Below are 22,806 nucleotides of genomic sequence, written 5' to 3' on the forward strand. Positions count from 1 at the left end.
CGCTGCAAGCGTCGCGAAGCGATGACGAGCAACGCTCGGCACCTATTGTAGGTCATTGAGAGCTTCGTAAAGGATCTCTGCCAAATCCATCGCGGCCTTTGCAAGACCGCTCCAACGGTTTTAAAAAGTCCCTGCCAACGGATATAGCGGATGACAGGCTGAAGACCTGTCACCGTAGTTCCGTAGCGAGTTAAGCACACCAGTGACAGGCTTTAGCCTGTCACCTGCTCTCCAATCACGCTCCCAACCTTCGCAGCCTTTGCAAGACCGCTCCAACGTCTCAACTTTCTCCCCCTACCATGCCCATTTAATGCTATATTTACTCTCATCTAATCAACGCGTTTTGGAGTGGTATAGCGTGTATTCTGAAGAAGACATTCGTCGTCTTACTTGGCAGTCTCGTCGTGGTATGTGGGAACTGGATCTGCTGTTTGTTCCGTTCATGGAGAATCATTTTCGGGACCAATCAGTTGAGGATCAAGATCGCTTTGTGAAGCTTCTTGATTGTGAGGATCAGGAGCTTTTTCTCTGGTTCATGCAGCGTGAAAAGCCGGCTGACCCAGATATGGAGAGGGCGGTCACTGTGGTGTTGGATTGTGTTCGCGCCAGTAAGGTTTGATCTTATTGAATCTAAAGCCAAACGTCTGTTTACGTTTGGCTTTTTTGTTTTAGTCGGTTTAACACCTTTACTCACCGGTGCATCGACTGCGGTGTATCTTCTGTTACTTACCTTCTCACTATGGGTCTATCGTGCTTTGGCTCCATTTGAGCGCTTTACCGGCTTTGTTTGGAATGCCGATAAAGATAGGTTTTGCCTGTTTATAGATGAGAAGATGTTAGTGACAGCTCCACCTGTTCAAATTATAAACTTAAGGTTTGTTCTCTTTATTAAAGTACAACCATTAGAGCGTGCATTACCCGTTTGGATTTGTGTCTGGTTTGACCAATTACCAGAGAGTGGGTGGCGGCGCTTATCGGTTATTTCTCAATACGCGCCTATTGCTGCTAAGCGTTAACGCCCCAGAAGTAGTTTTCCGGCACCAGAACGGTGTCATAAAGATCAGGTGACTGTTCTGGGTAGTCGAGCGTGTAGTGAAGGCCACGTGATTCAGTGCGTTTCATAGCACAGCGGATAATTAATTCCGAGACGGTCACTAGATTACGAAGCTCGATCAGATACTTACTCACTTTATAGTTGCTGTAGTACTCATTGATCTCATCGTTCAATAGATCGATACGGTGCTGTGCTCGCTGTAGGCGTTTATCAGTACGTACAATACCCACGTAGTCCCACATAAAACGGCGCAGTTCATCCCAGTTGTGCGAGATTATGACATCTTCGTCTGAGTTAACTACCTGTGAGTCATCCCAGTTAGGGACTTCTGGGAAGGCTTCTCCACTCTCTTGTAGCAGTGATGCCACTTGTTCAGCCGCGGATTTACCGTACACGATACACTCAAGTAGAGAGTTTGACGCTAATCGGTTTGCGCCATGAAGGCCTGTAAACGCGGTCTCACCAATGGCAAAGAGTCCTTTGATATCGGTCTGGCCATTTATGTCGGTCATGACACCGCCACAGGTGTAGTGTGCAGCTGGTACTACGGGTATCGGTTCCTTAGTAATGTCGATCCCAAGTTCTAAACAGCGCTCATAAATGGTTGGGAAGTGCTCTTTAATGAAATCTGCGGGTTTGTGAGAAATATCCAAGTGAACATATTCACAACCAACACGTTTCATCTCAAAGTCGATGGCGCGGGCGACGATATCGCGTGGTGCCAGTTCGGCTCTCTCATCAAAACGGTGCATGAAACGGGTGCCGTTAGGTAGTTTCAGAATACCGCCTTCGCCACGGATCGCTTCGGTGACCAAAAAGCTCTGTGCCTTAGGGTGATAAAGGTAGGTAGGGTGAAACTGATTAAACTCTAGGTTTGCAACTCGGCAGCCTGCTCGCCAAGCCATTGCAATACCATCGCCGGATGCGACGCCGTTCGGGTTGGTGTTATAGAGGTAAGCCTTAGAGGCACCGCCAGTTGCTAATATGACGGTTCGAGCAAGAAACAGATCAACGCTCTCTGTCTCTTGGTTGTAGACATAGGCACCTACACACGCATCTTCACCTAAGCCTAATTTACGACGGGTGATCAGGTCGATCGCAATTCGATCTTCAAACAGCTCAATGTTGCTGGCCGACCTTGCTTGGCTGATTAGAGTTTGTTGAATCGCTTTGCCTGTTGCATCGGCCGAGTGAAGTACACGGCGATGTGAGTGGCCGCCTTCTCGTGTTAAATGATACTGCTCTTCCTGTCGTGTGAAAGGTACACCCTGATCAATTAGCCATTGAATGCCTTTGGGGCCATCTTTTACGGTGTGTTGAACAGAGTCTAAGTGTCCAAGGTTGGCACCAGCAACCAGGGTGTCGTTGATGTGGTTTTCGGTTTGATCTTTTGGATCAAAAACACCGGCAATTCCACCCTGTGCCCACCAGGTAGCACCATGCTCTAATTTACCCTTGCTCAAGACGTGTGCCTTCAGGTTAGACGGTAAATTTAGTGCGGCTGTTAAACCGGCTGCGCCACTGCCAATGATCAGTACATCTGCTTCAAATCGTGCCATCTGTTTTGACTTATTGAGACCGTAAAAAAGAGCTCTATTATGCGAGTGTGTTTAGCTCTTGGTAAGGGGTTTGTAAAAAAACTTCAATAATTGGGGAACTTTTCGACATTTTTTGAATCTTAGTCTGTGTAAGAGATTGATCGGCTTGATATTAGGTTGGTGTAACAATCATACTGTCATCCTCCGAAGCCCTTTGGCATTGACTAGGATAGAGAGTGAACGATACCAACCACAAGATAACCGATCAGATGCTTGTTGAGCGTGTACAGGCAGGTGATCAGCGTGCGTTTGATCTGCTCGTGAAGCGTTATCAGCATAAGATTATTGCACTGGTAGGGCGTTACATTCACGATCAATCAGAGTCGTTGGATGTTGCACAAGAGACGTTCATTAAGGCTTATAAGGCTCTTAAGAACTTTAGAGGTGAAAGTGCCTTTTACACTTGGCTGTATCGTATAGCCATTAACACTGCGAAGAACTATTTAGTCGCAAGAAGTAAAAGACCGCCTGATAGAGATTTAGATTTTCAAAATCTAGAGAGCGACACAGAGCTTAGAGATCTTGAAACACCAGAAAATAGTTTGCATCGAGATGAGATGTTCGAGGTGATGACCCGAACGCTCGAGCAACTTCCTGAAGAGCTTCGAGTGGCGTTAACACTTAGAGAGCTTGAAGGGATGAGCTACGATGAGATCTCCGAAGTAATGGGGTGTCCAATTGGCACCGTCAGATCAAGGATCCATCGAGCTCGTGAAGCGATTGATAATGAGTTGAAACCAATGCTCTCTAGCTAGAGCAAATGAGGATCAAATATGTCGAGCAATAGAGAAAGTCTTTCTGCATTGATGGACTCGGAGGCAACTGAATTTGAGTTGCGTCGTGCTCTTAAACATTACGACGAGAACAGTGAAGACGCGCAAGTATGGCGTCGTTACCACCTCGCTCGTACCTTGATGCGTGAGCAGAGCATCAACTCTACTGTTGATATCTCCTCTCAAGTCATGGCCTCTATTTCAGAAGAGCAATCAGCTCAGGTTGAAGAGACAAAAACCTCTAGTTGGAGTGCAGTAGGTAGCATGGCTGTTGCTGCATCCCTTACCCTTGCTGTCATGATTGGTTTGAACAGCGCTCAGCTGGGTGAGCCTAGCGCATTGGCATCCAATGGCTACCTAGAGCGTAATCAAGGTTCTTCGGATCTTATGCGCACATCTCTCTCGTCAGGCGTTGAGGCTTCACAAGAGAGTAAGCCAACTCTCGAAGTGATTCGTCTATCAGAAGGTCTTCGCGGTCAGATCGATGAGCATCTTGCACTGTTAAATAGTAATGCGACTGACTGGCAGGTTAACTGGCTACCTGATGGCTTTGCTGAAGTATCAGAGCGAGTAGTTGGTGGCAGTCAATCAAAACTCTACAAAAAGGGCGATCAGGTGCTAAGTGTGGTGATTAAACCGGCTGAAGCAGTCTCTGCATCGGAAGGCGCCTTAAGCGCACAAGGTTTGGTGGCTGTCGGTCGTTTAGTTGATGATCGTTTTGTCTCGGTAGTGGGTGATTTGTCACTGACGGATGCTGATAAAGTGGCTGCAAGCGTGGTGGTCGCTAGCAATTAATTCATGATCGAAGAGCGTGCGACGGTTCTCCGTTCTGAGGCCGATCAGGTTTGGGTAGAGGTGAGTCGCCAAAGTGCTTGTGCATCCTGTGCAAGCTCATCGACTTGTGGCCAGAAACGCCTCAGCGATTGGTTCCCAACCAAACGCGTTGAAGTTCTAATCGATAACCCCAGTCGACTTATTGTATCGCCAGGCCAAGAGGTTTGGGTTGGATTGGAAGAGGGTGCCTTGGTAGGTGCCTCTGTTACCGTCTACCTTATACCGCTGGTCGGTATGATCCTTCTGCCAATTTTGGCGAGATTTTTAAACTTTTCAGAATTTTTTCAGATAGTTGGCGCTATCCTTGGATTCATAGTCGGCTTGTTCATTGGCCGTAATATGGGTTTAAGAGGCGTAGCATCAGGGCAGTATCAGCCACGTTTGCTTCGCTAAGGTTTTTACCTAAGGAGTAAATATGACCTTTCTTCGATCAATTACCTTCGTAGCGGGTATCGCTATTTCATCCTTGGCGATGGCCAAGCAGTTACCCGATTTCACGGATTTAGTGAAAACGCTGTCGCCATCGGTCGTCAATATAAGCACGATTCAAGAACAGAAACAGAGTTCTCGTTCGGCTATGCCCCACAACTTCAACGACCAGGAAGTGCCAGAGATCTTCCGCGACTTCTTCAGGGGTTTTCAGCAGCCACCTGGGCAGCAGCCTCGTATGCATCCACAATCGCTGGGCTCGGGCTTTATTATTTCGGATGATGGCTACATTTTGACCAATCACCATGTGATCGATAAAGCTGAGAAAGTTCTGGTTAGACTGAATGATCGACGCGAAATTGAGGCAGAGATTATTGGTTCTGATCAACGTTCAGATGTGGCGCTACTCAAGGTCGATGCTAAAGATCTACCGGCACTGGAGATCGGTAGCTCTTCTGAGCTTGAAGTGGGTGAGTGGGTACTGGCTATTGGCAGTCCTTTTGGTTTTGACTCAACCGTCACTGCCGGTATTGTCAGCGCTAAGGAGAGAGCCCTTCCAGGTGACTCTTATGTTCCTTTTATTCAAACCGATGTGGCGATCAACCCAGGCAACTCCGGAGGCCCGCTATTCAATCTAGATGGCGAAGTGGTCGGTATCAACTCGCAGATATATACCCGCTCAGGTGGCTTCATGGGGGTCTCTTTCTCCATTCCCATCGATGTGGCTATGGAGGTTGCCAATCAGCTTAAAGAGAAGGGTAGCGTCTCTCGAGGTTGGTTGGGTGTGATTATTCAAGAGGTTACACGTGACCTTGCTGAATCATTCGGCTTAGATAAACCATCAGGTGCGCTGGTTGCACAGGTGTTAAGTGATAGTCCTGCAGAAGAGGCAGGGTTTGAAGCGGGTGATGTCATCGTTAAATTTAATGGCCGTGAGATCGGTTTGTCAGCCGAGCTACCTGCTCAGGTTGGTCGTATTGCACCGGGCGAAACAGCGGATGTCGAGGTGTTCCGTTCAGGTAGATCAGTCAACTTGAAAGTGACGATTGGTGAGCTTCCCTCAAATGAAGAGTTAGCCGCTAACCGAGCACAACCTGAGCCTAAAGAGAGAAAGTCTCTGGGCTTGGTGGTTCAAGATATGACGTCTGAAATCAAAGAGCGTACCGGTGTTGATGCAGGGGTCTATGTTGAATCAGTTGGACAAGGTCCTGCGGCCAATGCCGGCGTACGTCAGGGTGATGTGATCACTATGCTAGCCGGTCAGTCAATTAGCTCAGTGGAGCAACTGGCCGATATAGTGGCCGACTTGCCAGATGACAAAGCGGTGCCACTTCGAGTGATTCGTGGCGGTAATCCAGTCTTTTTAGCAATGCGTCTCGAGTGAACCTAGTGGATCGTTGAAAAGATCCTCTGCAGGGGCCTTAATGGCCCCTGTTTTCTATCTATAGGGCATGAATTCGAGTAGAATTGTGCGCTAAATTTTCTTTGTCGTTCCAAGAGTATAGGTTTTACACAGAGTGAGTGAACTAGATCACATTCGTAACTTCAGTATCATTGCACACATCGACCACGGTAAGTCGACGTTAGCCGATCGCATTATTCAAATTTGTGGCGGTCTGTCTGATCGTGAAATGGCTGAACAGGTCCTCGATTCAATGGATATCGAGCGCGAACGTGGCATCACCATCAAAGCTCAAAGTGTTACCTTGGACTATAAAGCGCGCAACGGTGAAACTTACCAGTTGAACTTCATCGATACGCCGGGACACGTCGACTTCTCTTATGAAGTTTCACGCTCACTCTATGCATGTGAAGGCGCGCTTCTTGTTGTCGATGCCGCGCAAGGTGTTGAAGCGCAGTCGGTTGCCAACTGTTACACCGCGATAGAGCAGGGCCTTGAGGTTCTACCTGTCTTGAACAAAATGGATCTACCTCAGGCTGAACCCGAAGTGGTTCGTCAGGAGATTGAAGAGGTGATCGGTATCGACGCTTCAGCTGCGGTCCCTTGTTCAGCTAAAACGGGGATGGGCGTTGAAGATGTTCTAGAGGCGCTGATCGATGTAATCCCACCACCACAAGGTGACCGTGAAGCACCACTTCAAGCTCTAATTATCGACTCCTGGTTTGATAACTACCTTGGGGTTGTCTCACTGGTTCGTGTGACTCAAGGAACCTTGCGTCGTAAAGATCGCATCATGGTTAAATCGACTGGCATGAACTATCAGGCTGAGATGGTCGGTATCTTTACACCGAAACAGGTGAAAACTGACATCTTACAAGCGGGTGAAGTAGGCTTCGTTGTTGCCGGCATCAAAGATATTCACGGTGCACCAGTGGGTGATACCTTGACGCATCAAAAAACACCTGATGTTGATGCACTGCCAGGTTTCCAAAAAGTTCAACCACAGGTTTATGCCGGTCTATTCCCAACCAGTTCGGATGACTATGAAGACTTCCGTGAAGCGCTCGACAAGCTAACGCTTAATGATGCTTCTCTCTTCTTCGAGCCTGAAACATCGGATGCACTTGGCTTTGGTTTCCGTTGTGGTTTCTTGGGTATGCTTCATATGGAGATCATCCAAGAACGCCTTGAGCGCGAATACGATCTCGATCTGATTACAACAGCACCAACGGTTGTCTATGAAGTGGAGATGAACAACGGCGATATCATCTACATTGACAGCCCATCGAAACTGCCTGACCCAGGCGGCATTCGTGAGATGCGTGAGCCGATCGTGACAGCCAATATCCTTGTGCCTCAGGATTATCTTGGCCAGGTCATTGGTTTGTGTGTGGAGAAACGCGGTATTCAGAAGAATATGCAGTTTGTCGGTAAGCAGGTTCAGTTAAGTTATGAACTGCCGATGGCCGAAGTGGTATTGGACTTCTTTGACCGGTTGAAATCGGTATCACGTGGATATGCTTCCCTTGAGTACAACTTCACCCGTTTCGAGGCCGCTAAGCTGGTTCGAATGGATATTCTCATTAACGGTGAGAAAGTGGATGCTTTGGCTGTTATCCTTCACCGCGATAACTCAATGTACCGTGGCCGTCTGCTCTGTGAAAAGATGAAAGACCTTATTCCACGTCAGATGTTCGATGTCGCTATTCAAGCGGCTCTGGGTGGTAAGATCATTGCTCGTACAACGGTTAAAGCTCTGCGCAAGAACGTCTTGGCAAAATGTTACGGTGGTGACGTGAGCCGTAAGAAGAAACTGCTCGCTAAGCAGAAAGAGGGTAAGAAGCGCATGAAGCAGGTGGGTCGAGTTGAGATTCCGCAAGATGCATTCCTAGCCGTACTGAAGGTAGACAGCTGAGGCTAATATGAACTTAGATTTTGCACTGATTTTGGTCGTAGTTACATTAGTTACAGGCCTGCTATGGTTATTGGATATCGCCTTTTTTGCACCCTCTAGAAAACGCAAAGAGTCGCAAATGGTGGAAGAGGGTTTCGAAGAACCTAAGGTTAATAAACCCTACTGGGCCGAACTCTCTAGCTCTATCTTTCCGGTATTAGCGGCTGTTTTGATTCTTCGTTCATTTTTATACGAACCCTTTCAAATCCCTTCAGGTTCGATGCTGCCAACGCTGAAAGTCGGTGACTTCATTTTGGTGAATAAATACCACTACGGTCTTCGTACACCGGTTGGAAACATCAAGTTTGTCGACAATAACGAGCCGCAACGTGGCGACGTTATGGTATTTAAATACCCTCAAAACCCGAGCGTGTACTATATTAAACGTGTGATAGGTCTTCCGGGTGACGAAATTGTTTATAAAGATAAGATGCTCTTTGTGAACGGTGAACCGCAAAATCAAACGTTGATTGCTCAAATACCAGCGATCAACCCCAAGCGTCTTCAAGTTGAAGAGCAGCTAGGCGATGTTGCGCACGAGATCTATCGCGATGTGAATGCACGTGTAATGAATGGTGGCTGGCGTGTGCCAGAGGGTCACTACTTTATGATGGGCGATAACCGCGATAACAGTAATGACAGCCGTTATTGGGGTTTTGTTCCTGATGAATTGATCGTCGGTAAAGCGGTGAGTGTTTGGATGCATTGGGCTCAACTATTGAGCATTCCAGATTTCACAGCGATGCGGTCCATTCAGTAAATAATACTGAGGTTGAGTATGGATAAGCACATTCGACAAAAGGGCATCAGTACACTATCGATACTGTTACTGCTTATTGTTGGCTCAGTTGGCTTTAGCCTTGGGTTTAAACTGCTAGCGCCTTACTCAACCCATACAACCGTGGTCAGCATTATTGAAGATATTATTGCTGACCCGGCTGAACTCTCAAAAAGTCGCGCCGAGATTCGTCGTGATATCGAGCGTCGATTTACGATTAATCAAGTAGCTCTGCCTGGACGTGACGCTTTGCAGATCACTCAGGATACTGGTGAACTGATATTCACGCTGGACTATGAAGAGCGCGTCCCACTGTACGGCAACATTGATGCTGTCGTTGTTTTTAAAGATGAATTTAAAGCGATAAAACCTTGATACGACCTGTCTCAGAGTTGGCTAGAAAGCTTGGCCACACCTACCAAGATGAATCCCTGCTTGAATTGGCGTTAACGCACCGAAGCTGTGGTAAGCGCAACAATGAACGCCTGGAATTTTTGGGCGATTCAATCCTAAACTTTGTCATAGCTAATGCGCTGTTTGAGCAGTTTGAACAGGCTAAAGAGGGTGAAATGAGCCGTCTTAGAGCAAAGTTGGTGAAAGGTGAAACTCTTGCAGAGATCGGTCGTGAGCTAGGTTTGGGTGATTATCTTCGCCTTGGTTCGGGTGAGTTAAAGAGTGGTGGTTTCCGTCGCGACTCAATTTTGGCTGATGCGGTAGAGGCGATCATTGGTTCCATTCACTTGGACAGTGATTTTGAGACGTCTAAACAGTTCATCTTAGGGTTGTTCAAAGAGCGTTTAGCAGCGATCGATCTTAAAAAGTCAGTCAAAGACTCTAAAACGCGCCTTCAAGAGTTTATGCAGTCACGACGTAAGCCGCTACCTGATTACCAACTGGATAAAGTCGTTGGTGAGGCGCATGATCAGACCTTCTATATCTCTTGTCAGGTTCAACTGTTGGATCAAAGCTGCAAGGGTGTTGGATCCAGCCGCCGCCAGGCAGAACAAGAAGCCGCTCGTGCTGCACTGATTGCACTAGGGCAGGAGTAATCATGGAAGCGAATACACGCTGTGGCTATGTTGCTATTGTTGGCCGACCGAATGTGGGTAAGAGCACACTGCTCAACCATATCCTTGGTCAAAAGCTGAGCATCACCTCAAAAAAACCTCAAACGACTCGTCATCAGATTCTTGGTATTAAAACCGAAGAGGATCTGCAGGTTATCTACGTTGATACACCCGGGCTACACAACGACGCTACAGGTAAAGCACTGAACCGTTACATGAACAAAGCCGCCTCTGAGGCGCTGCGTCATGTCGATCTAGTCGTCTTTATTGTCGATCGTACCGCTTGGACCGAAGAGGATGAGATCGTACTCTCTAAGTTGGAGAAGCTTCGTTGCCCAGTCATATTGGCGGTTAATAAAGTGGATCTACTCAAGGATAAAGAGTCGCTTCTCCCTTGGATCGAAACGCTCAATAGCAAACGCCATTTTGATCAGATCGTGCCTATCTCTGCTCACAAAGGGCATAACGTCGATCAACTAGAGCGTGCCGTTGAATCCTACATGCCGGAAGGGATGCACTTCTACCCTGAAGATCAGATCACCGACCGTAGCTCCCGTTTTGTCGCGGCAGAGCTTGTGCGTGAAAAACTGATGCGTAATCTAGGGGATGAAGTCCCTTACGGAACCACGGTTGAGATCGAAGAGTTTACTCAAGATGAACGTGGTCTGTTGACCATCAGTGCACTGATTCTTGTTGAGCGAGAGGGGCAAAAACGTATTGTTATCGGTGATAAGGGTGAGCGAATTAAAGTGATCGGTCGTGACGCTCGCATCGATATGGAACGCATGTTTGATGCCAAGGTCATGCTGAACCTTTGGGTTAAAGTGAAACGCGGCTGGGCAGACAACGAACGTGCCCTAGCAAGCCTTGGATATCATCACGACTAAATGAACAGTCGCACTGAACAGGTCGCAGCGTTTGTTCTTCACTCGCGTCCCTATCGTGAAACCAGTGCACTTGTCGATCTATTTACACTCGAGTATGGCAAAGTATCAGTAGTTGCTCGAGGTGTGCGCAGGCCAGGCTCAAAGTTACGCCATACGCTTCAACCCTTTACAGTATTGGCCGTTCGATTTTCAGGCCAGTCAGAGCTTAAAACGCTTCATCAAGCCGAATTGGCAGAACTACTCCCCACTTTGACTGGCAAAGCGTTAATGTGTGGCTTGTACGCCAATGAACTACTGGAGCGTTTGCTTCAACCCTTAGAGGCGACACCTAAGTTATTCCTCAATTACAAAGTGCTGCTTAATGATCTGCTTCAATCTCAAGATCACGAGGTGAGTTTACGGCTATTTGAGCAGGCGCTACTGAAGGAGTTAGGGAGTTGGAGCGATCTGTCAGGCTGTCATCAGCCGTACTACCGTTATGATGTTGTGCAGGGGATAAGTGCGGTAGATGAGGTTGCCTCGGCGCATTTCACAGGTGATCAGCTTCGTTCCATTGAACAAGGTGAGTATACTGATCCCAGCGTTAAGAAAGCGGCAAAGTATTTAATGAGAGAGCTCTTAAAAGAGCAGTTAGGTGACAAGCCGTTGCGATCAAGAGAGTTGTTTCAACCGAGATCTAAAGAGAGAAAAGGAGAGAGTGAGTGATCCAGCCAAATCGTATTTTATTAGGTGTGAACATCGATCACATTGCGACTCTTCGTCAAGCTCGTGGTACTCAATACCCAGACCCTGTCTATGCAGCGTCTATTGCTGAGCACGCTGGCGCCGATGGTATTACGGTGCACCTTCGTGAGGACCGTCGCCACATTCAAGATCGTGACATTCGTCTATTGGCGCAAACGCTTCAGACTCGTATGAATTTTGAGATGGCGGTTACTGATGAAATGGTCAGTTTTGCTGAAGAGATCAAACCTGCACACGCCTGTTTAGTGCCAGAGAAACGCGAAGAGTTAACGACTGAAGGCGGTCTGGATGTACTTGGTCATGAAATTCACATTCAGTCGGCGTGTCAGCGCTTGGCGAGAGCCGGAGTCGAAGTCTCACTCTTTATCGATCCTGATCAGGCACAAATTGATGCGGCTAAACGTGTGGGAGCTCCAGTGATTGAACTGCATACTGGTGCTTACGCTGAGGCAGAAGGCCAAGAGCAGTTAGACGAGCTTGAACGACTTAAAGAGGCAGCAACCTATGCTCACTCAATAGGTCTGGTGGTCAACGCTGGTCATGGTCTGCACTACCATAACGTAGAGCCGATTGCAGAAATTCCAGAGTTCAATGAGCTAAACATTGGTCATGCGATCATCGCCCGTTCACTCTTTGTCGGCTTGGATCAAGCGGTTCGTGAAATGCGTGATCTGATGCTTAATGCCAGAGCGATGGCCAGTTAAATGCTTGTTGGAACCGGTGTCGATATTCTTGAAATCTCTAGAGTGGAGCGCGCACTTGAGCGAACTCCCGGTTTTGCTGAGAGAATATTGACCCCCACTGAGTTGGAAGCGTTCAACCAATCTAGCCAACCCGCGCGTTTTTTAGCTAAACGCTTTGCAGCGAAGGAAGCGGCCGTTAAAGCCTTGGGTACAGGTATCGCTAAAGGCGTTAGCTGGCAGCACCTCGAGGTGGTTAAGAACAGTGCAGGTCGCCCTGATCTGTTGGTGACTGACAAAGCTCTAGAACACGCCGAGGTGCTTGGCATTACCCGGTGGTTTTTAAGCTACAGTGATGAGCAGCACTATGTGGTTGCTCAAGTAATCGCTCAGGCTTAATTCACCATTTCGATGGTGGAATTCCCCTGATATAATCGAATAATAAAATCAATTCTTATAACGGATTAGAGATGAGCTCAACTCAATACCCTACTATCGCTGAGCTGGTTGGCAATACACCGCTAGTCAGACTGCAACGTATCGAAGCGCCAAATAACAACACCATTCTCTGTAAATTAGAGGGTAATAACCCTGCGGGCTCCGTTAAGGATCGTCCTGCCTTGAGTATGATCACTCTAGCCGAAGAGCGAGGCGAGATCGCACCAGGTGATACATTGATCGAGGCGACTTCTGGCAATACCGGTATCGCGTTGGCGATGGCCGCTGCAATCAAGGGGTATACGCTTAAACTGATCATGCCGAATAACATGAGCGAAGAGCGTAAATCGGCTATGAGTGCTTATGGTGCAGAGTTGATTGAGGTGACAAAAGAGGAGGGCATGGAAGGTGCTCGAGACTTGGCCGAGGCAATGCAAGCGCGTGGTGAAGGCAAGGTTCTAAATCAGTTTGGTAACTTAGATAATCCTGAAGCGCACTACCGCACAACAGGGCCTGAAATCTGGCAACAAACCTCAGGAACTATCACACACTTTGTCAGCTCTATGGGAACTACAGGTACCATCATGGGGACCTCGCGCTACCTTAAAGAGCAGAATCCAAGCGTTCAAATTGTTGGTCTTCAACCCTCTGAAGGGTCTCAAATCCCTGGCATACGTCGTTGGCCAAAAGAGTATCTACCAACGATATTCGAAGAGAGTCGTGTCGATCGTGTATTGGATGTTGATCAGGCGGATGCTGAAGTCATGATGCGTCGTTTAGCGACCGAAGAGGGTATTTTCTGTGGTGTTTCGTCAGGTGGTTCCGTTGCTGGCGCGCTAAGATTGGCTCAAGAGGTTGAAAATGCAGTAATCGTCGCCATTATTTGTGATAGAGGCGATCGTTATCTTTCGACAGGTGTCTTCTCTAAGTCATCATAGGTTAAGCCCCGTCGTTCTAATATTGACGCCGTTTTTATGAGTTTGAGCTAGGGTATCAGCTCGCTACTCGCAATACAGGAGTAGCCTACATTGGTTAAGGTTCGTGACGATCAACCGGTCCGTGAAGATGGATCCGTTGATCTGGATCGTTGGTTAGAGATTCTATCTAACCGTTATACATTCGAAGATGAAGCGCGTTTCCGTCAGGCATGCGAATTAGTTGAAGCCTCCTTGAATGAAGAGAGCTCAACTCATGATGTCTGGTCACTGGGGCAAAACGCCTATCTTACTGGTCTGGAGATGGTCCAGATCCTCGTTGACCTGCAGCAGACAGAAGAGGCTCTGGTAGCCGGTGTGCTTTACCGTGCAGTGCGAGAAGAGCGACTATCAATCGACCGGGTTAAAGCTAAATTCGGTGCTGAAATCGCTCGTCTTCTGCGCGGTGTCTTGCAGATGGCTGCAATTGGCAGTCGCAAAAATCCACGTGATGAAGAGGGCGTGTTAGGCACTGGCGGCAGTCAGGTCGACAACGTTCGTAAGATGCTGGTCGCTATGGTGGACGATGTTCGCGTTGCACTCATCAAACTGGCTGAGCGGACCTGCGCGATTCGTGCAGTAAAAGATGCGGATCGACGTAAACGTTACATCGTTGCACGTGAAGTGTTCGATATTTACGCCCCATTAGCGCATCGGTTGGGTATCGGCCACATCAAATGGGAATTAGAAGATCTCTCATTTCGATATCTAAAACCTAATGATTACAAACACATAGCAAAGCTACTTGCTGAAAAGCGTCTTGCGCGTCAAGAGTACATCGACAGTGTCATTAAGCTGCTCGAAGAGAAACTTGTAGAGGTAGGTATTGATGGTCAGGTTTCTGGCCGCGCTAAACACATCTACAGTATCTGGCGAAAGATGCAGCGTAAGAATATCGAATTCAATCAGGTTTACGATGTCCGTGCCCTGCGTATATTGGTGCCAGAAATTCGTGATTGTTACACCGTGCTGGGCATAGTTCATGGCGCATGGCGAAATATCCCGCACGAATTTGATGACTACATCGCATCACCAAAACCCAACGGTTATCGTTCACTGCATACCGCGGTATTCGGTCCTGAATCACAGGCAGTAGAGATTCAGATTCGCACCTTTGACATGCATGAAGAGGCTGAGCTAGGTGTCTGTGCTCACCACCTCTACAAAGGGACAGATACAGCGAGTCGCGCCGATGGCTATGAAGAGAAGATCTCTTGGTTACGCCAGGTTCTCGAGTGGCATGACGAACTGGGCGATACTGAATCATTGGGTGATATTCTCCACTCCGATGTGACCCAGGATCGTGTCTATGTATTCACGCCAGAAGGGCACGTCATTGATCTTCCTGCTGGCGCTACCCCAGTTGATTTTGCTTACCGTGTGCACACGGAAATCGGTCACCGCTGTCGAGGTGCACGTGTCTCGGGTCGTATTGTTCCGCTCAACCGCGCGCTGCAGACTGGTGATCAAGTTGAGATCATGACAGGCCCAGAAGAGCGCCCAAGTCGTGATTGGCTCAACACCAACCTAGGTTATGTAAAAACCTCTAAGGGTAGAGCTAAGATTGCTCATTGGTTTAAGACTCAGGCTCGTGATCAAAATGTGGATGCGGGTAAAGAGATGATTCAGCGTGAGTTTAAGCGATTGGCATTAGACGCCACTGAGGTAGACCTATCGGATATCGCACAACGTCTTAAGTTCCTTTCCAATGAGAACATGTTTGCGGCACTCGGTGCTGGCGATCTAAGAATCTCGCAAGTGATCTCAGCTGCACAAGCGCGTGAAGAGCAGGCCGAACGTGAATCACAATTGGATCTGGATGTTCCTGCTTCGTCACCAAAACAGAGTAGGTCGAGTGACTCTGGTGTCCATGTGGTTGGCGTCGGCAGCTTGATGACTCAATTTGCTAGTTGTTGTAAGCCGATTCACGGCGATGCCATTGCTGGATTCGTGACACAGGGCCGCGGCGTCTCGATCCACCGTGAAGATTGTAAAGAGCTACAACACCTGCGCGAGGTGGAGCCCAGTAAAATTGTTCAAGTGGCTTGGGAAGAGGAGGCTGAAGCCACCTACCCAGTCGATATTGTCATAGAGGCCTTTGACCGGTCTGGACTGTTGCGCGATGTTATGACCATCTTAGCGAACGAGCGAATCAATATATTGTCGGCTAACACACTGACGGATAAGAGTAGCAACGAAGCGAATTTGGCGCTGACCCTAGAGATCGGTCGACTCGATAAGCTTGGCAAGGTTATGGATAAGATCAATCAAATTCCGAATGTCAGTGACGTTCGCCGTGAACGCTCAGGGGTTCATTAATGAGTGATCGCTATACCCTGGATGACCTCATCTACCTGATGGAGCGTTTGCGTGACCCAAAAGCCGGTTGTCCATGGGATTTGGAACAGACCTTTGCTTCAATCGTGCCTCATACCCTCGAAGAGGCTTATGAAGTCGCTGATACCATCGAACGACAGGATTGGCCTCATCTAAAAGATGAGTTGGGCGATCTACTGTTTCAGGTCATCTTCTATTCGCAACTGGGTAAAGAACAATCCCTATTTGATCTTCATGAAGTGGTTGATCAACTCTGCAGTAAGCTGCTGCGTCGCCACCCTCACGTCTTTCCAACAGGTCAGTTACGTGACAGTGCAGAGTCGATCGAAATAGATCAGCAAACTGTGAATGCACAGTGGGAGCGGATCAAAGAGCAGGAGCGCGAAAGCAAAGATCGCGCCCGTGTTTTAGATGAGGTACCAACGACACTGCCGGCTATGAGTCGTGCCGTAAAGCTAACCAAGCGTGCCTCTAAGGTAGGGTTTGATTGGGATGATGCTACCGGCGTGCTGGATAAGATTGAAGAGGAGATCCAAGAGCTCCGCGAAGCGATGCAGCAAGGTGATTTGGATGCGGTTCGCGAAGAGTTAGGCGACCTACTATTTGTTAACGCCAACCTTGCACGAAAATTATCAGTCGATCCCGAGCAGGCTGTTCGTAATACCAACCTTAAATTTGAACGTCGCTTCAACCATGTCGAGGATAGGGTGCTAGCCAGTGGTAAGGATTGGAGAGAGTTTACGCTTGAAGAGCTAGACGCTTGGTGGGATGAAGCCAAAAAGATCGAGAAATCTAAAAAATAGGTTTGATAGAGTCTTTGGCACTATTCGCTTAAAGCCTAATAGTGATTCAGTTCTCAAGCTCTATACAGCCATGCTAATATGCGTGGCTTGCTCGGGATAAGTGATTCCCTTGAGCGCACTTTAAACAGCTTTATAAAGTGCTAAAGGTGACACCGCACGGCTATGGTCGAATTGTGTAATAGCCACACCTAAATTAATGTCAGCGGTAAGAATTTTAATGCTGCGCCCAGGCGCAGCGTATTTTTTTAAGGAGAAAATTAATGCGAATGATACTTCTCGGTGCACCAGGTGCCGGTAAGGGTACTCAGGCTCAGTACATCACTGAGAAATACGGTATCCCACAGATCTCTACTGGGGACATGCTACGTGCAGCCGTAAAAGCGGGTACGCCTCTAGGTGTTGAAGCCAAGAAGGTTATGGACGCAGGTGGTCTGGTATCAGACGACATCATCATCGGCCTAGTTAAAGAGCGCATTGCAGAATCAGATTGTGCTAACGGTTTCCTATTCGACGGCTTCCCGCGCACTATTCCTCAAGCAGATGCTCTGAAAGAAGCTGGCGTTGCTCTAGATGCAGTCGTTGAAATTGACGTCGCAGATGAAGAGATCATCAAGCGTATGTCGGGTCGTCGTGTACACCCTGGTTCAGGTCGTACTTATCACGTCGTATTTAACCCACCTAAAACAGAGGGTAAAGATGACGTAACAGGTGAAGACCTTGTACAGCGTGAAGATGACCAAGAAGAGACAGTTCGCGCTCGCCTAAACGTTTACCATGATCAGACTAAACCTCTGATCGGTTACTACCGCGGCTGGGCAGATGAAGATGCTGCAACTGCACCAAAATACGTATACGTAGAGGGTGTGGGTAGCGTTGACCAGATCCGTGATCGGGTATTCGAGGGCCTGGCTTGATATCAAAGCTAAGGTAAATTAAACCGCACTTACTTAGTGCGGTTTTTTATGCTCTTAAGGGTTTAAATACTGACACGGATTCAACTCGCTAGTGCAACGGGTTGATTGATTCTGCGATACTTATTAAGTTCAGTGGGGAGTTTGTGCCGTTAAGAGACAAAAAAGGAGAGCATTAAACTCTCCTTTTTTTATTTGCTAGCCTCTTCGACTTAGTTTCGAATCAGGTGATCAAAGGCGGATAGAGAGGCTGTAGCACCGGCACCCATCGAGATGATGATCTGTTTGTAAGGCACGGTGGTTGCATCACCCGCTGCGAATACGCCTGGTACATTGGTAGCACCGCGATCATCGATCTGGATCTCACCAAATTTGGTTAGCTCAACGGCACTCTCTTTTAACCACTCAGTATTTGGCACTAAGCCGATCTGAACAAATACACCTTCTAGCTCAACGCTGTGAGATTCGCCAGAGGTGCGGTCGGTATAGATCAAGCCGTTAACCTTACCATTCGCTCCAGTGATCTCTGTGGTTTGCGCGTTCTTGATAATGGTGACATTAGAGAGCGAGTTTGCTTTGTCTTGCAACACTTGGTCTGCACGAAGTGTGTCACCAAATTCTAAAACGGTTACTTCACTGACCACACCGGCAAGATCGATCGCGGCTTCGATGCCTGAGTTGCCGCCACCAATAACAGCTACGCGCTTACCTTTAAACAGTGGGCCATCACAGTGTGGACAGTAGGCAACGCCTTTGCCTTTGTATTCCGCTTCACCTGGGACACCCATCTCACGCCAGCGGGCGCCCGTCGCCATAATAATGGTTTTCGACTGTAGGTTTGCACCGCTCTCTAAGTTCAGTTGATGTAGGCCATCGGCTTCAGAGAGGCCCGCTGCGCGTTGCGCTGTAATGATATCAACGTTGTACTCTTTAACGTGCTGTTCCATGTTAGAGACCAGTTTTGGTCCCTCTGTGTAGGGAACTGAGATTAGGTTCTCAATGCCCATGGTGTCTTGAACCTGACCACCAAATCGCTCGGCGACTAAACCGGTGCGAATCCCTTTGCGAGCTGCATAGATAGCAGCGGCTGCACCTGCAGGACCGCCACCTACAACGAGTACATCGTATGGGTCGCGTTCCGATAGCGCTTCTGCTTCGCGCTCAGCACCGGCAGTATCAAGCTTCGCTAGAATCTCTTTGAGCTCAGTACGCCCTTGGGTAAATAGTTCACCGTTCAGGAATACAGCGGGTACGGCCATCACCTCACGCTCTTCTACTTCAGATTGGTAGAGTGCGCCATCGATCATCGTGCTGGTGATGTTTGGATTTAGGCGTGCCATCAGGTTTAGAGCTTGCACTAAATCCGGACAGTTTTGACAAGAGAGCGAGATGTAAGTTTCAAAATGGAACTCACCCTCAAGGCTCTTAATCTGATTCTGTACCTCTTCAGGCTCTTTGCTTGGGTGTCCACCCGCTTGAAGAAGAGCAAGAATCAGAGTTGTAAACTCGTGACCCATTGGGATACCGGAGAACACAACACGAGGTTCAGCATCAGCTTCACCAAGAACGGCCATGCTTGGCACTCGGTGATGATCCCAATCAGTCAATGTAATTTTGTCGCTGCGCTCAGCAAGCGTTGTCGCGAGTTCTCTAAGTTCGTTACCTTTTGCTGAGTCGTCAGCAGCTAATTTAAGCTCAATCGGTTGTTTGATGTAGCTAAGGTACTGGTCCAGCTGTTGGACAATATTGGGCTCTAACATGATGACCTCATGAATAAAAAATAACTAAACTTTTGAGAGAAACGAGGCTGCGAGTGCAGCCTCGGGAAAGGACTTAGGTCCGATTAGATCTTACCAACAAGATCCAAAGAGGGTGCTAGAGTCTCAGCGCCTTCTTTCCATTTAGCAGGACATACTTCGCCTGGGTGAGCAGCAACGTACTGTGCAGCTTTGATCTTGCGAAGAAGTTCTGATGCGTCACGGCCTACAGAACCAGAGTTGATCTCAACAATCTGAATCTTACCTTCTGGATCGATAACGAAAGTACCGCGCTCAGCAAGACCTGCTTCTTCGATCATTACGTCGAAGTTGCGAGAGATCTGACCCGTTGGATCGCCGATCATAGGGTAAGTGATTTTACCGATCGTCTCAGAAGAGTCGTGCCATGCTTTGTGAGTGAAGTGAGTATCAGTTGATACTGCGTAGATCTCAACACCGATCTTCTGGAACTCAGCGTAGCTGTCTGCAAGGTCACCTAGCTCAGTTGGGCAGATGAACGTGAAATCTGCTGGGTAGAAGAAAACAACAGACCACTTACCTTTAAGGTCAGCTTCTGAAACTTCTACGAATTCGCCAGCGTGGAATGCTGTTGCGTTAAATGGTTTAACTTCCTGGTTAATGTAAGCAGACATTCTGTCTTCTCCTTGGTTGGTTAAATTGTCATGTTTCAAGAATGCGACGAATCTTAGAGTTCGCCGACAAAAAGGTAAAATTAATTGTAACTAATGATGTTATTAATAAATGCTATCAGGCAGTCTCTTTTTCAAGGGCTGATGCAGAAATTAATTCGCGGGTGTAATCCGTCGAAGGGGCATTAAAAATAGCCTCTGCAGTGCCAGATTCAACCACTTTGCCACCTTTCATCACCATAACGCGGTGACTTAACGCTTTTATGACAGCGAGATCGTGGCTAATAAAAAGATAGCTTAGTTTATATTGGCGTTGCAGGGATTGAAGTAGATCAATGACCTGTTTTTGAACCGTTCTGTCGAGGGCAGAGGTCGGCTCATCTAACACGATTAATTTAGGCTTTAATACCAGTGCTCGCGCGATGGCGATTCGTTGTCGCTGGCCACCTGAGAACTCATGCGGGTAGCGATGTCTAGATTCTGGATCTAGCTGCACATCCAGAAGGGCTTGAATGACAGCGGCTTCTCTCTGTTCAGGTGAGAAACTCTGTTGTACTTCCAGCCCCTCACTAATGATCTCTGCCACAGTCATTCTCGGGCTGAGGCTACCGAAGGGATCTTGGAAAACGATCTGGGCAACACGGCGATGAGGTCGCATCTCCTTTTGGTTGAGCGAATCAACACGTCTGCCATCTAGCCATATCTCCCCTTCGCTTTTGATCAGTTTTAGCAGGGCAAAAGCGAGGGTTGATTTACCTGAACCTGACTCACCGACAATACCCAATGTCTCGCCCTGTTTGATCTGTAGATCGATGCCATCAACCGCTTTAATGTGATCATAAACACGTTTCAGAAGGCCCTGAGTTTTAGGGAACCAGACTCGAATATTCTTGGCGTCTAACAAGGTGTCAGCAGTTGCTTTAACGTCAGCGAGGTCGCGTACAGGTTCTGCATTGAGCAGTGTGTTTGTGTAGGGGTGGTTGGGAGCATTAAACAGTGAAAGAGTATCGCCTTTTTCTACGACTTTGCCTTGTTGCATCACTAAAATGCGATCGGCGTAACGCTTCACAATATTCAGATCATGCGTAATGATCAGTATCGCCATCCCCAGTGTCTGTTGCAGAGATTTCAGTAGATCAAGGATCTGCTTTTGTATTGTGACATCCAGCGCGGTGGTGGGTTCGTCGGCAATTAGAATCTCGGGTTCGTTGGCTAATGCCATCGCAATCATGACACGCTGGCGCTGACCGCCTGATAGCTCGTGGGGGTAACTTTTCAAACGGGACTCAGGTGATGGGATACCCACCAGGTCTAGAAGTTCTATCACTCGTTTACGGGCTTTAGAGCCCGATAATCCCTTATGCAGTTTAAGCGATTCAGCTATCTGTTTCTCGATGGTATGAAGCGGATTAAGAGAGGTCATCGGCTCCTGAAAAATGTAGCTGATTCGGTGGCCTCTTATTGATCGAAGTTCGGCTTCTGTTGACTCCTGAAGCGCTTTCCCCTGGAAAACAATTGAGTCTGCTTGTATCTCTGTCTGCTCAGGCAGCAGTTTCAATAGCGACAGGGCAGAGATCGATTTGCCTGAACCCGATTCGCCAACAATCGCCAGTGTTTCACCGGCGTTTAGAGAAAAGCTTAGATTCTCTACAGCTGCTTCAGGCTGATCAGGAAATCGAATCGATAAATGTTTTACGTCTAGAATCGGTTTCATCGGCTCTGTTTCCTAGGATCAAACGCGTCGCGAACGCCTTCACCAATAAAGATCAGTAACGTCAGCATGATAGAGAGTGATAAGAAAGCGGTCACACCTAGCCAAGGTGCATGAAGATTCGCTTTGCCCTGTGCCACAAGTTCACCTAAGGATGGCGAGCCGGGTGGTAGGCCAAAGCCAAGAAAGTCGAGTGCGGTTAATGTCACCAGTGCACCATTAAAGATGAACGGCATAAACGTCAGTGTCGCAACCATAGCGTTGGGAAGGACATGCTTAAACATGATAACTGAGTTCGGTTGCCCTAGAGCCCTTGCTGCTCTGACGTACTCCAGGTTGCGTGCACGCAAGAATTCAGCGCGCACCACATCCACCAAATTCATCCATGAGAAGAGCAACATAATCCCTAGCAGCCACCAGAAATTAGGCTCCACTAGGCTGGCTAGAATGATCAATAGGAAGAGAACCGGCAGACCGGACCAGATCTCAATGAAACGCTGCATAAACAGATCGACCTTACCTCCGTAATACCCTTGTAGCGCGCCTGCTACGACGCCAATAACCGAGCTTGCAAGGGTCAGGACTGTGGCAAACAGGATTGAGATACGAAAACCGTAGATCAATCTTGCCGCGACATCACGCCCCTGGTCATCAGTGCCTAACCAGTTGTCGGTAGTAGGCGGAGAGGGGGCTGGTTGGTCCAAGTTAAAGTTGATTGTGTCGTAGCTGAACGGGATAACGGGCCACCACAGAGTGCCGTTTTGCTCCTCAATCAGTTCAGTAATATAGGGATCGCGGTAGTCGACCGGTGCATCAAAGTCACCGCCAAAATCGGTCTCTGTATAGTTTTCCATTAACGGATAGAACAGCCCTTGATCCGTTTTGATTAGGATCGGTTTGTCATTTGCGATCAATTCAGCAAAGAGCGACAGGGTAAACAGCAACATAAAGATCCAAAACGAGTAGTAGGCTCGTCGGTTGCTTTTAAACTGTGCAATGCGTCGCTGAGTAATGGGTGATGCCAT

The 22,806-nt window shown here is 48.0% G+C and carries 23 protein-coding genes; 18 read left to right on the forward strand and 5 right to left on the reverse strand.

The genetic code is table 11. The features are described 5' to 3' along the window. Nucleotides 1–358: 358 nt before the first annotated feature. Nucleotides 359–619 carry a succinate dehydrogenase assembly factor 2 gene (locus XMM312_RS09460; protein WP_173482130.1) on the forward strand — a complete coding sequence of 87 codons (261 nt, stop codon included), beginning with the start codon at nt 359–361 and terminating at the stop codon, nt 617–619. Beyond that, nucleotides 597–1,016: a hypothetical protein gene (locus XMM312_RS09465; RefSeq protein WP_173482129.1), complete on the forward strand. Its 420-nt coding sequence runs from the start codon at nt 597–599 to the stop codon at nt 1,014–1,016. The genes XMM312_RS09460 and XMM312_RS09465 overlap by 23 nt, the downstream gene beginning before the upstream one ends. Here the strand turns inward: XMM312_RS09465 and nadB are convergent. Then, nucleotides 1,006–2,613, reverse strand: coding sequence for an L-aspartate oxidase (nadB, locus tag XMM312_RS09470; protein WP_173482128.1), 1,608 nt, complete (start codon nt 2,611–2,613; stop codon nt 1,006–1,008). The genes XMM312_RS09465 and nadB overlap by 11 nt on opposite strands. A gap of 215 nt (nt 2,614–2,828) precedes the next feature. Between nadB and rpoE the strand changes: the two genes are divergently transcribed. From rpoE to adk, 16 genes are all read left to right on the forward strand, one after another. Beyond that, on the forward strand, nt 2,829–3,407 hold the full coding sequence (gene rpoE, locus XMM312_RS09475; RefSeq protein ID WP_371739869.1) for an RNA polymerase sigma factor RpoE: 579 nt from the start codon (nt 2,829–2,831) through the stop codon (nt 3,405–3,407). Between the two features lie 18 nt (nt 3,408–3,425). Further along, nucleotides 3,426–4,220 carry a MucB/RseB C-terminal domain-containing protein gene (locus XMM312_RS09480; RefSeq protein ID WP_173489136.1) on the forward strand — a complete coding sequence of 265 codons (795 nt, stop codon included), beginning with the start codon at nt 3,426–3,428 and terminating at the stop codon, nt 4,218–4,220. Between the two features lie 3 nt (nt 4,221–4,223). After that, complete coding sequence (locus XMM312_RS09485) at nt 4,224–4,652, forward strand: SoxR reducing system RseC family protein (RefSeq protein ID WP_173482126.1); 429 nt, start codon at nt 4,224–4,226, stop codon at nt 4,650–4,652. A gap of 22 nt (nt 4,653–4,674) precedes the next feature. Beyond that, entirely contained in the window at nt 4,675–6,072 is a 1,398-nt protein-coding gene (locus XMM312_RS09490; RefSeq protein WP_173489137.1) for a DegQ family serine endoprotease, read from the forward strand. Nucleotides 6,073–6,205: 133 nt separating this feature from the next. Continuing rightward, on the forward strand, nt 6,206–8,005 hold the full coding sequence (lepA, locus tag XMM312_RS09495) for a translation elongation factor 4 (protein ID WP_173482124.1): 1,800 nt from the start codon (nt 6,206–6,208) through the stop codon (nt 8,003–8,005). Nucleotides 8,006–8,012: 7 nt separating this feature from the next. Beyond that, complete coding sequence (gene lepB, locus XMM312_RS09500; RefSeq protein ID WP_173489138.1) at nt 8,013–8,804, forward strand: signal peptidase I; 792 nt, start codon at nt 8,013–8,015, stop codon at nt 8,802–8,804. An 18-nt stretch (nt 8,805–8,822) separates the two neighbouring features. Further along, the gene (locus tag XMM312_RS09505; protein WP_173482122.1) at nt 8,823–9,197 is read left to right on the forward strand and encodes a DUF4845 domain-containing protein; all 375 of its coding nucleotides are present in this window, start codon (nt 8,823–8,825) and stop codon (nt 9,195–9,197) included. Then, complete coding sequence (gene rnc / locus XMM312_RS09510; RefSeq protein ID WP_173482121.1) at nt 9,194–9,871, forward strand: ribonuclease III; 678 nt, start codon at nt 9,194–9,196, stop codon at nt 9,869–9,871. Before XMM312_RS09505 ends, rnc begins: the two co-directional genes overlap by 4 nt. Nucleotides 9,872–9,873: 2 nt before the next feature. Continuing rightward, nucleotides 9,874–10,776 (forward strand): GTPase Era, encoded by a 903-nt coding sequence (gene era, locus XMM312_RS09515; RefSeq protein WP_173482120.1) that lies wholly within the window; start codon nt 9,874–9,876, stop codon nt 10,774–10,776. Further along, nucleotides 10,777–11,481: a DNA repair protein RecO gene (gene recO / locus XMM312_RS09520; protein WP_173482119.1), complete on the forward strand. Its 705-nt coding sequence runs from the start codon at nt 10,777–10,779 to the stop codon at nt 11,479–11,481. It begins immediately after the preceding gene. Then, nucleotides 11,481–12,224 (forward strand): pyridoxine 5'-phosphate synthase, encoded by a 744-nt coding sequence (gene pdxJ / locus XMM312_RS09525; protein ID WP_371731474.1) that lies wholly within the window; start codon nt 11,481–11,483, stop codon nt 12,222–12,224. Before recO ends, pdxJ begins: the two co-directional genes overlap by 1 nt. Next, a complete protein-coding gene (gene acpS, locus XMM312_RS09530) occupies nt 12,225–12,599 on the forward strand; it encodes a holo-ACP synthase (RefSeq protein WP_173482117.1) in 375 nt (124 codons plus the stop codon). A 71-nt stretch (nt 12,600–12,670) separates the two neighbouring features. Beyond that, nucleotides 12,671–13,576: a cysteine synthase CysM gene (cysM, locus tag XMM312_RS09535; RefSeq protein ID WP_173482116.1), complete on the forward strand. Its 906-nt coding sequence runs from the start codon at nt 12,671–12,673 to the stop codon at nt 13,574–13,576. 90 nt (nt 13,577–13,666) lie between these two features. Then, on the forward strand, nt 13,667–15,931 hold the full coding sequence (gene relA / locus XMM312_RS09540; RefSeq protein ID WP_173482115.1) for a GTP diphosphokinase: 2,265 nt from the start codon (nt 13,667–13,669) through the stop codon (nt 15,929–15,931). Continuing rightward, nucleotides 15,931–16,752: a nucleoside triphosphate pyrophosphohydrolase gene (gene mazG, locus XMM312_RS09545; protein ID WP_173482114.1), complete on the forward strand. Its 822-nt coding sequence runs from the start codon at nt 15,931–15,933 to the stop codon at nt 16,750–16,752. Before relA ends, mazG begins: the two co-directional genes overlap by 1 nt. 260 nt (nt 16,753–17,012) lie before the next feature. Then, on the forward strand, nt 17,013–17,666 hold the full coding sequence (gene adk / locus XMM312_RS09550) for an adenylate kinase (RefSeq protein ID WP_173482113.1): 654 nt from the start codon (nt 17,013–17,015) through the stop codon (nt 17,664–17,666). 209 nt (nt 17,667–17,875) lie between these two features. On the opposite strand, the gene ahpF is transcribed toward adk, so the two are convergent. The 4 genes from ahpF to XMM312_RS09570 form a co-directional block, all read right to left on the reverse strand. Further along, nucleotides 17,876–19,423, reverse strand: a complete 1,548-nt coding sequence (gene ahpF, locus XMM312_RS09555) for an alkyl hydroperoxide reductase subunit F (protein ID WP_173489139.1) — start codon at nt 19,421–19,423, stop codon at nt 17,876–17,878. A gap of 83 nt (nt 19,424–19,506) precedes the next feature. Continuing rightward, on the reverse strand, nt 19,507–20,073 hold the full coding sequence (gene ahpC / locus XMM312_RS09560; protein WP_173482111.1) for an alkyl hydroperoxide reductase subunit C: 567 nt from the start codon (nt 20,071–20,073) through the stop codon (nt 19,507–19,509). A 115-nt stretch (nt 20,074–20,188) separates the two neighbouring features. Then, nucleotides 20,189–21,784 (reverse strand): ABC transporter ATP-binding protein, encoded by a 1,596-nt coding sequence (locus XMM312_RS09565; RefSeq protein ID WP_173489140.1) that lies wholly within the window; start codon nt 21,782–21,784, stop codon nt 20,189–20,191. Then, nucleotides 21,781–22,806, reverse strand: a complete 1,026-nt coding sequence (locus XMM312_RS09570; RefSeq protein ID WP_173489141.1) for an ABC transporter permease — start codon at nt 22,804–22,806, stop codon at nt 21,781–21,783. Before XMM312_RS09570 ends, XMM312_RS09565 begins: the two co-directional genes overlap by 4 nt.

This window comes from Marinobacterium sp. xm-m-312 (assembly GCF_013283295.1).
Classification (GTDB): domain Bacteria; phylum Pseudomonadota; class Gammaproteobacteria; order Pseudomonadales; family Balneatricaceae; genus Marinobacterium_E.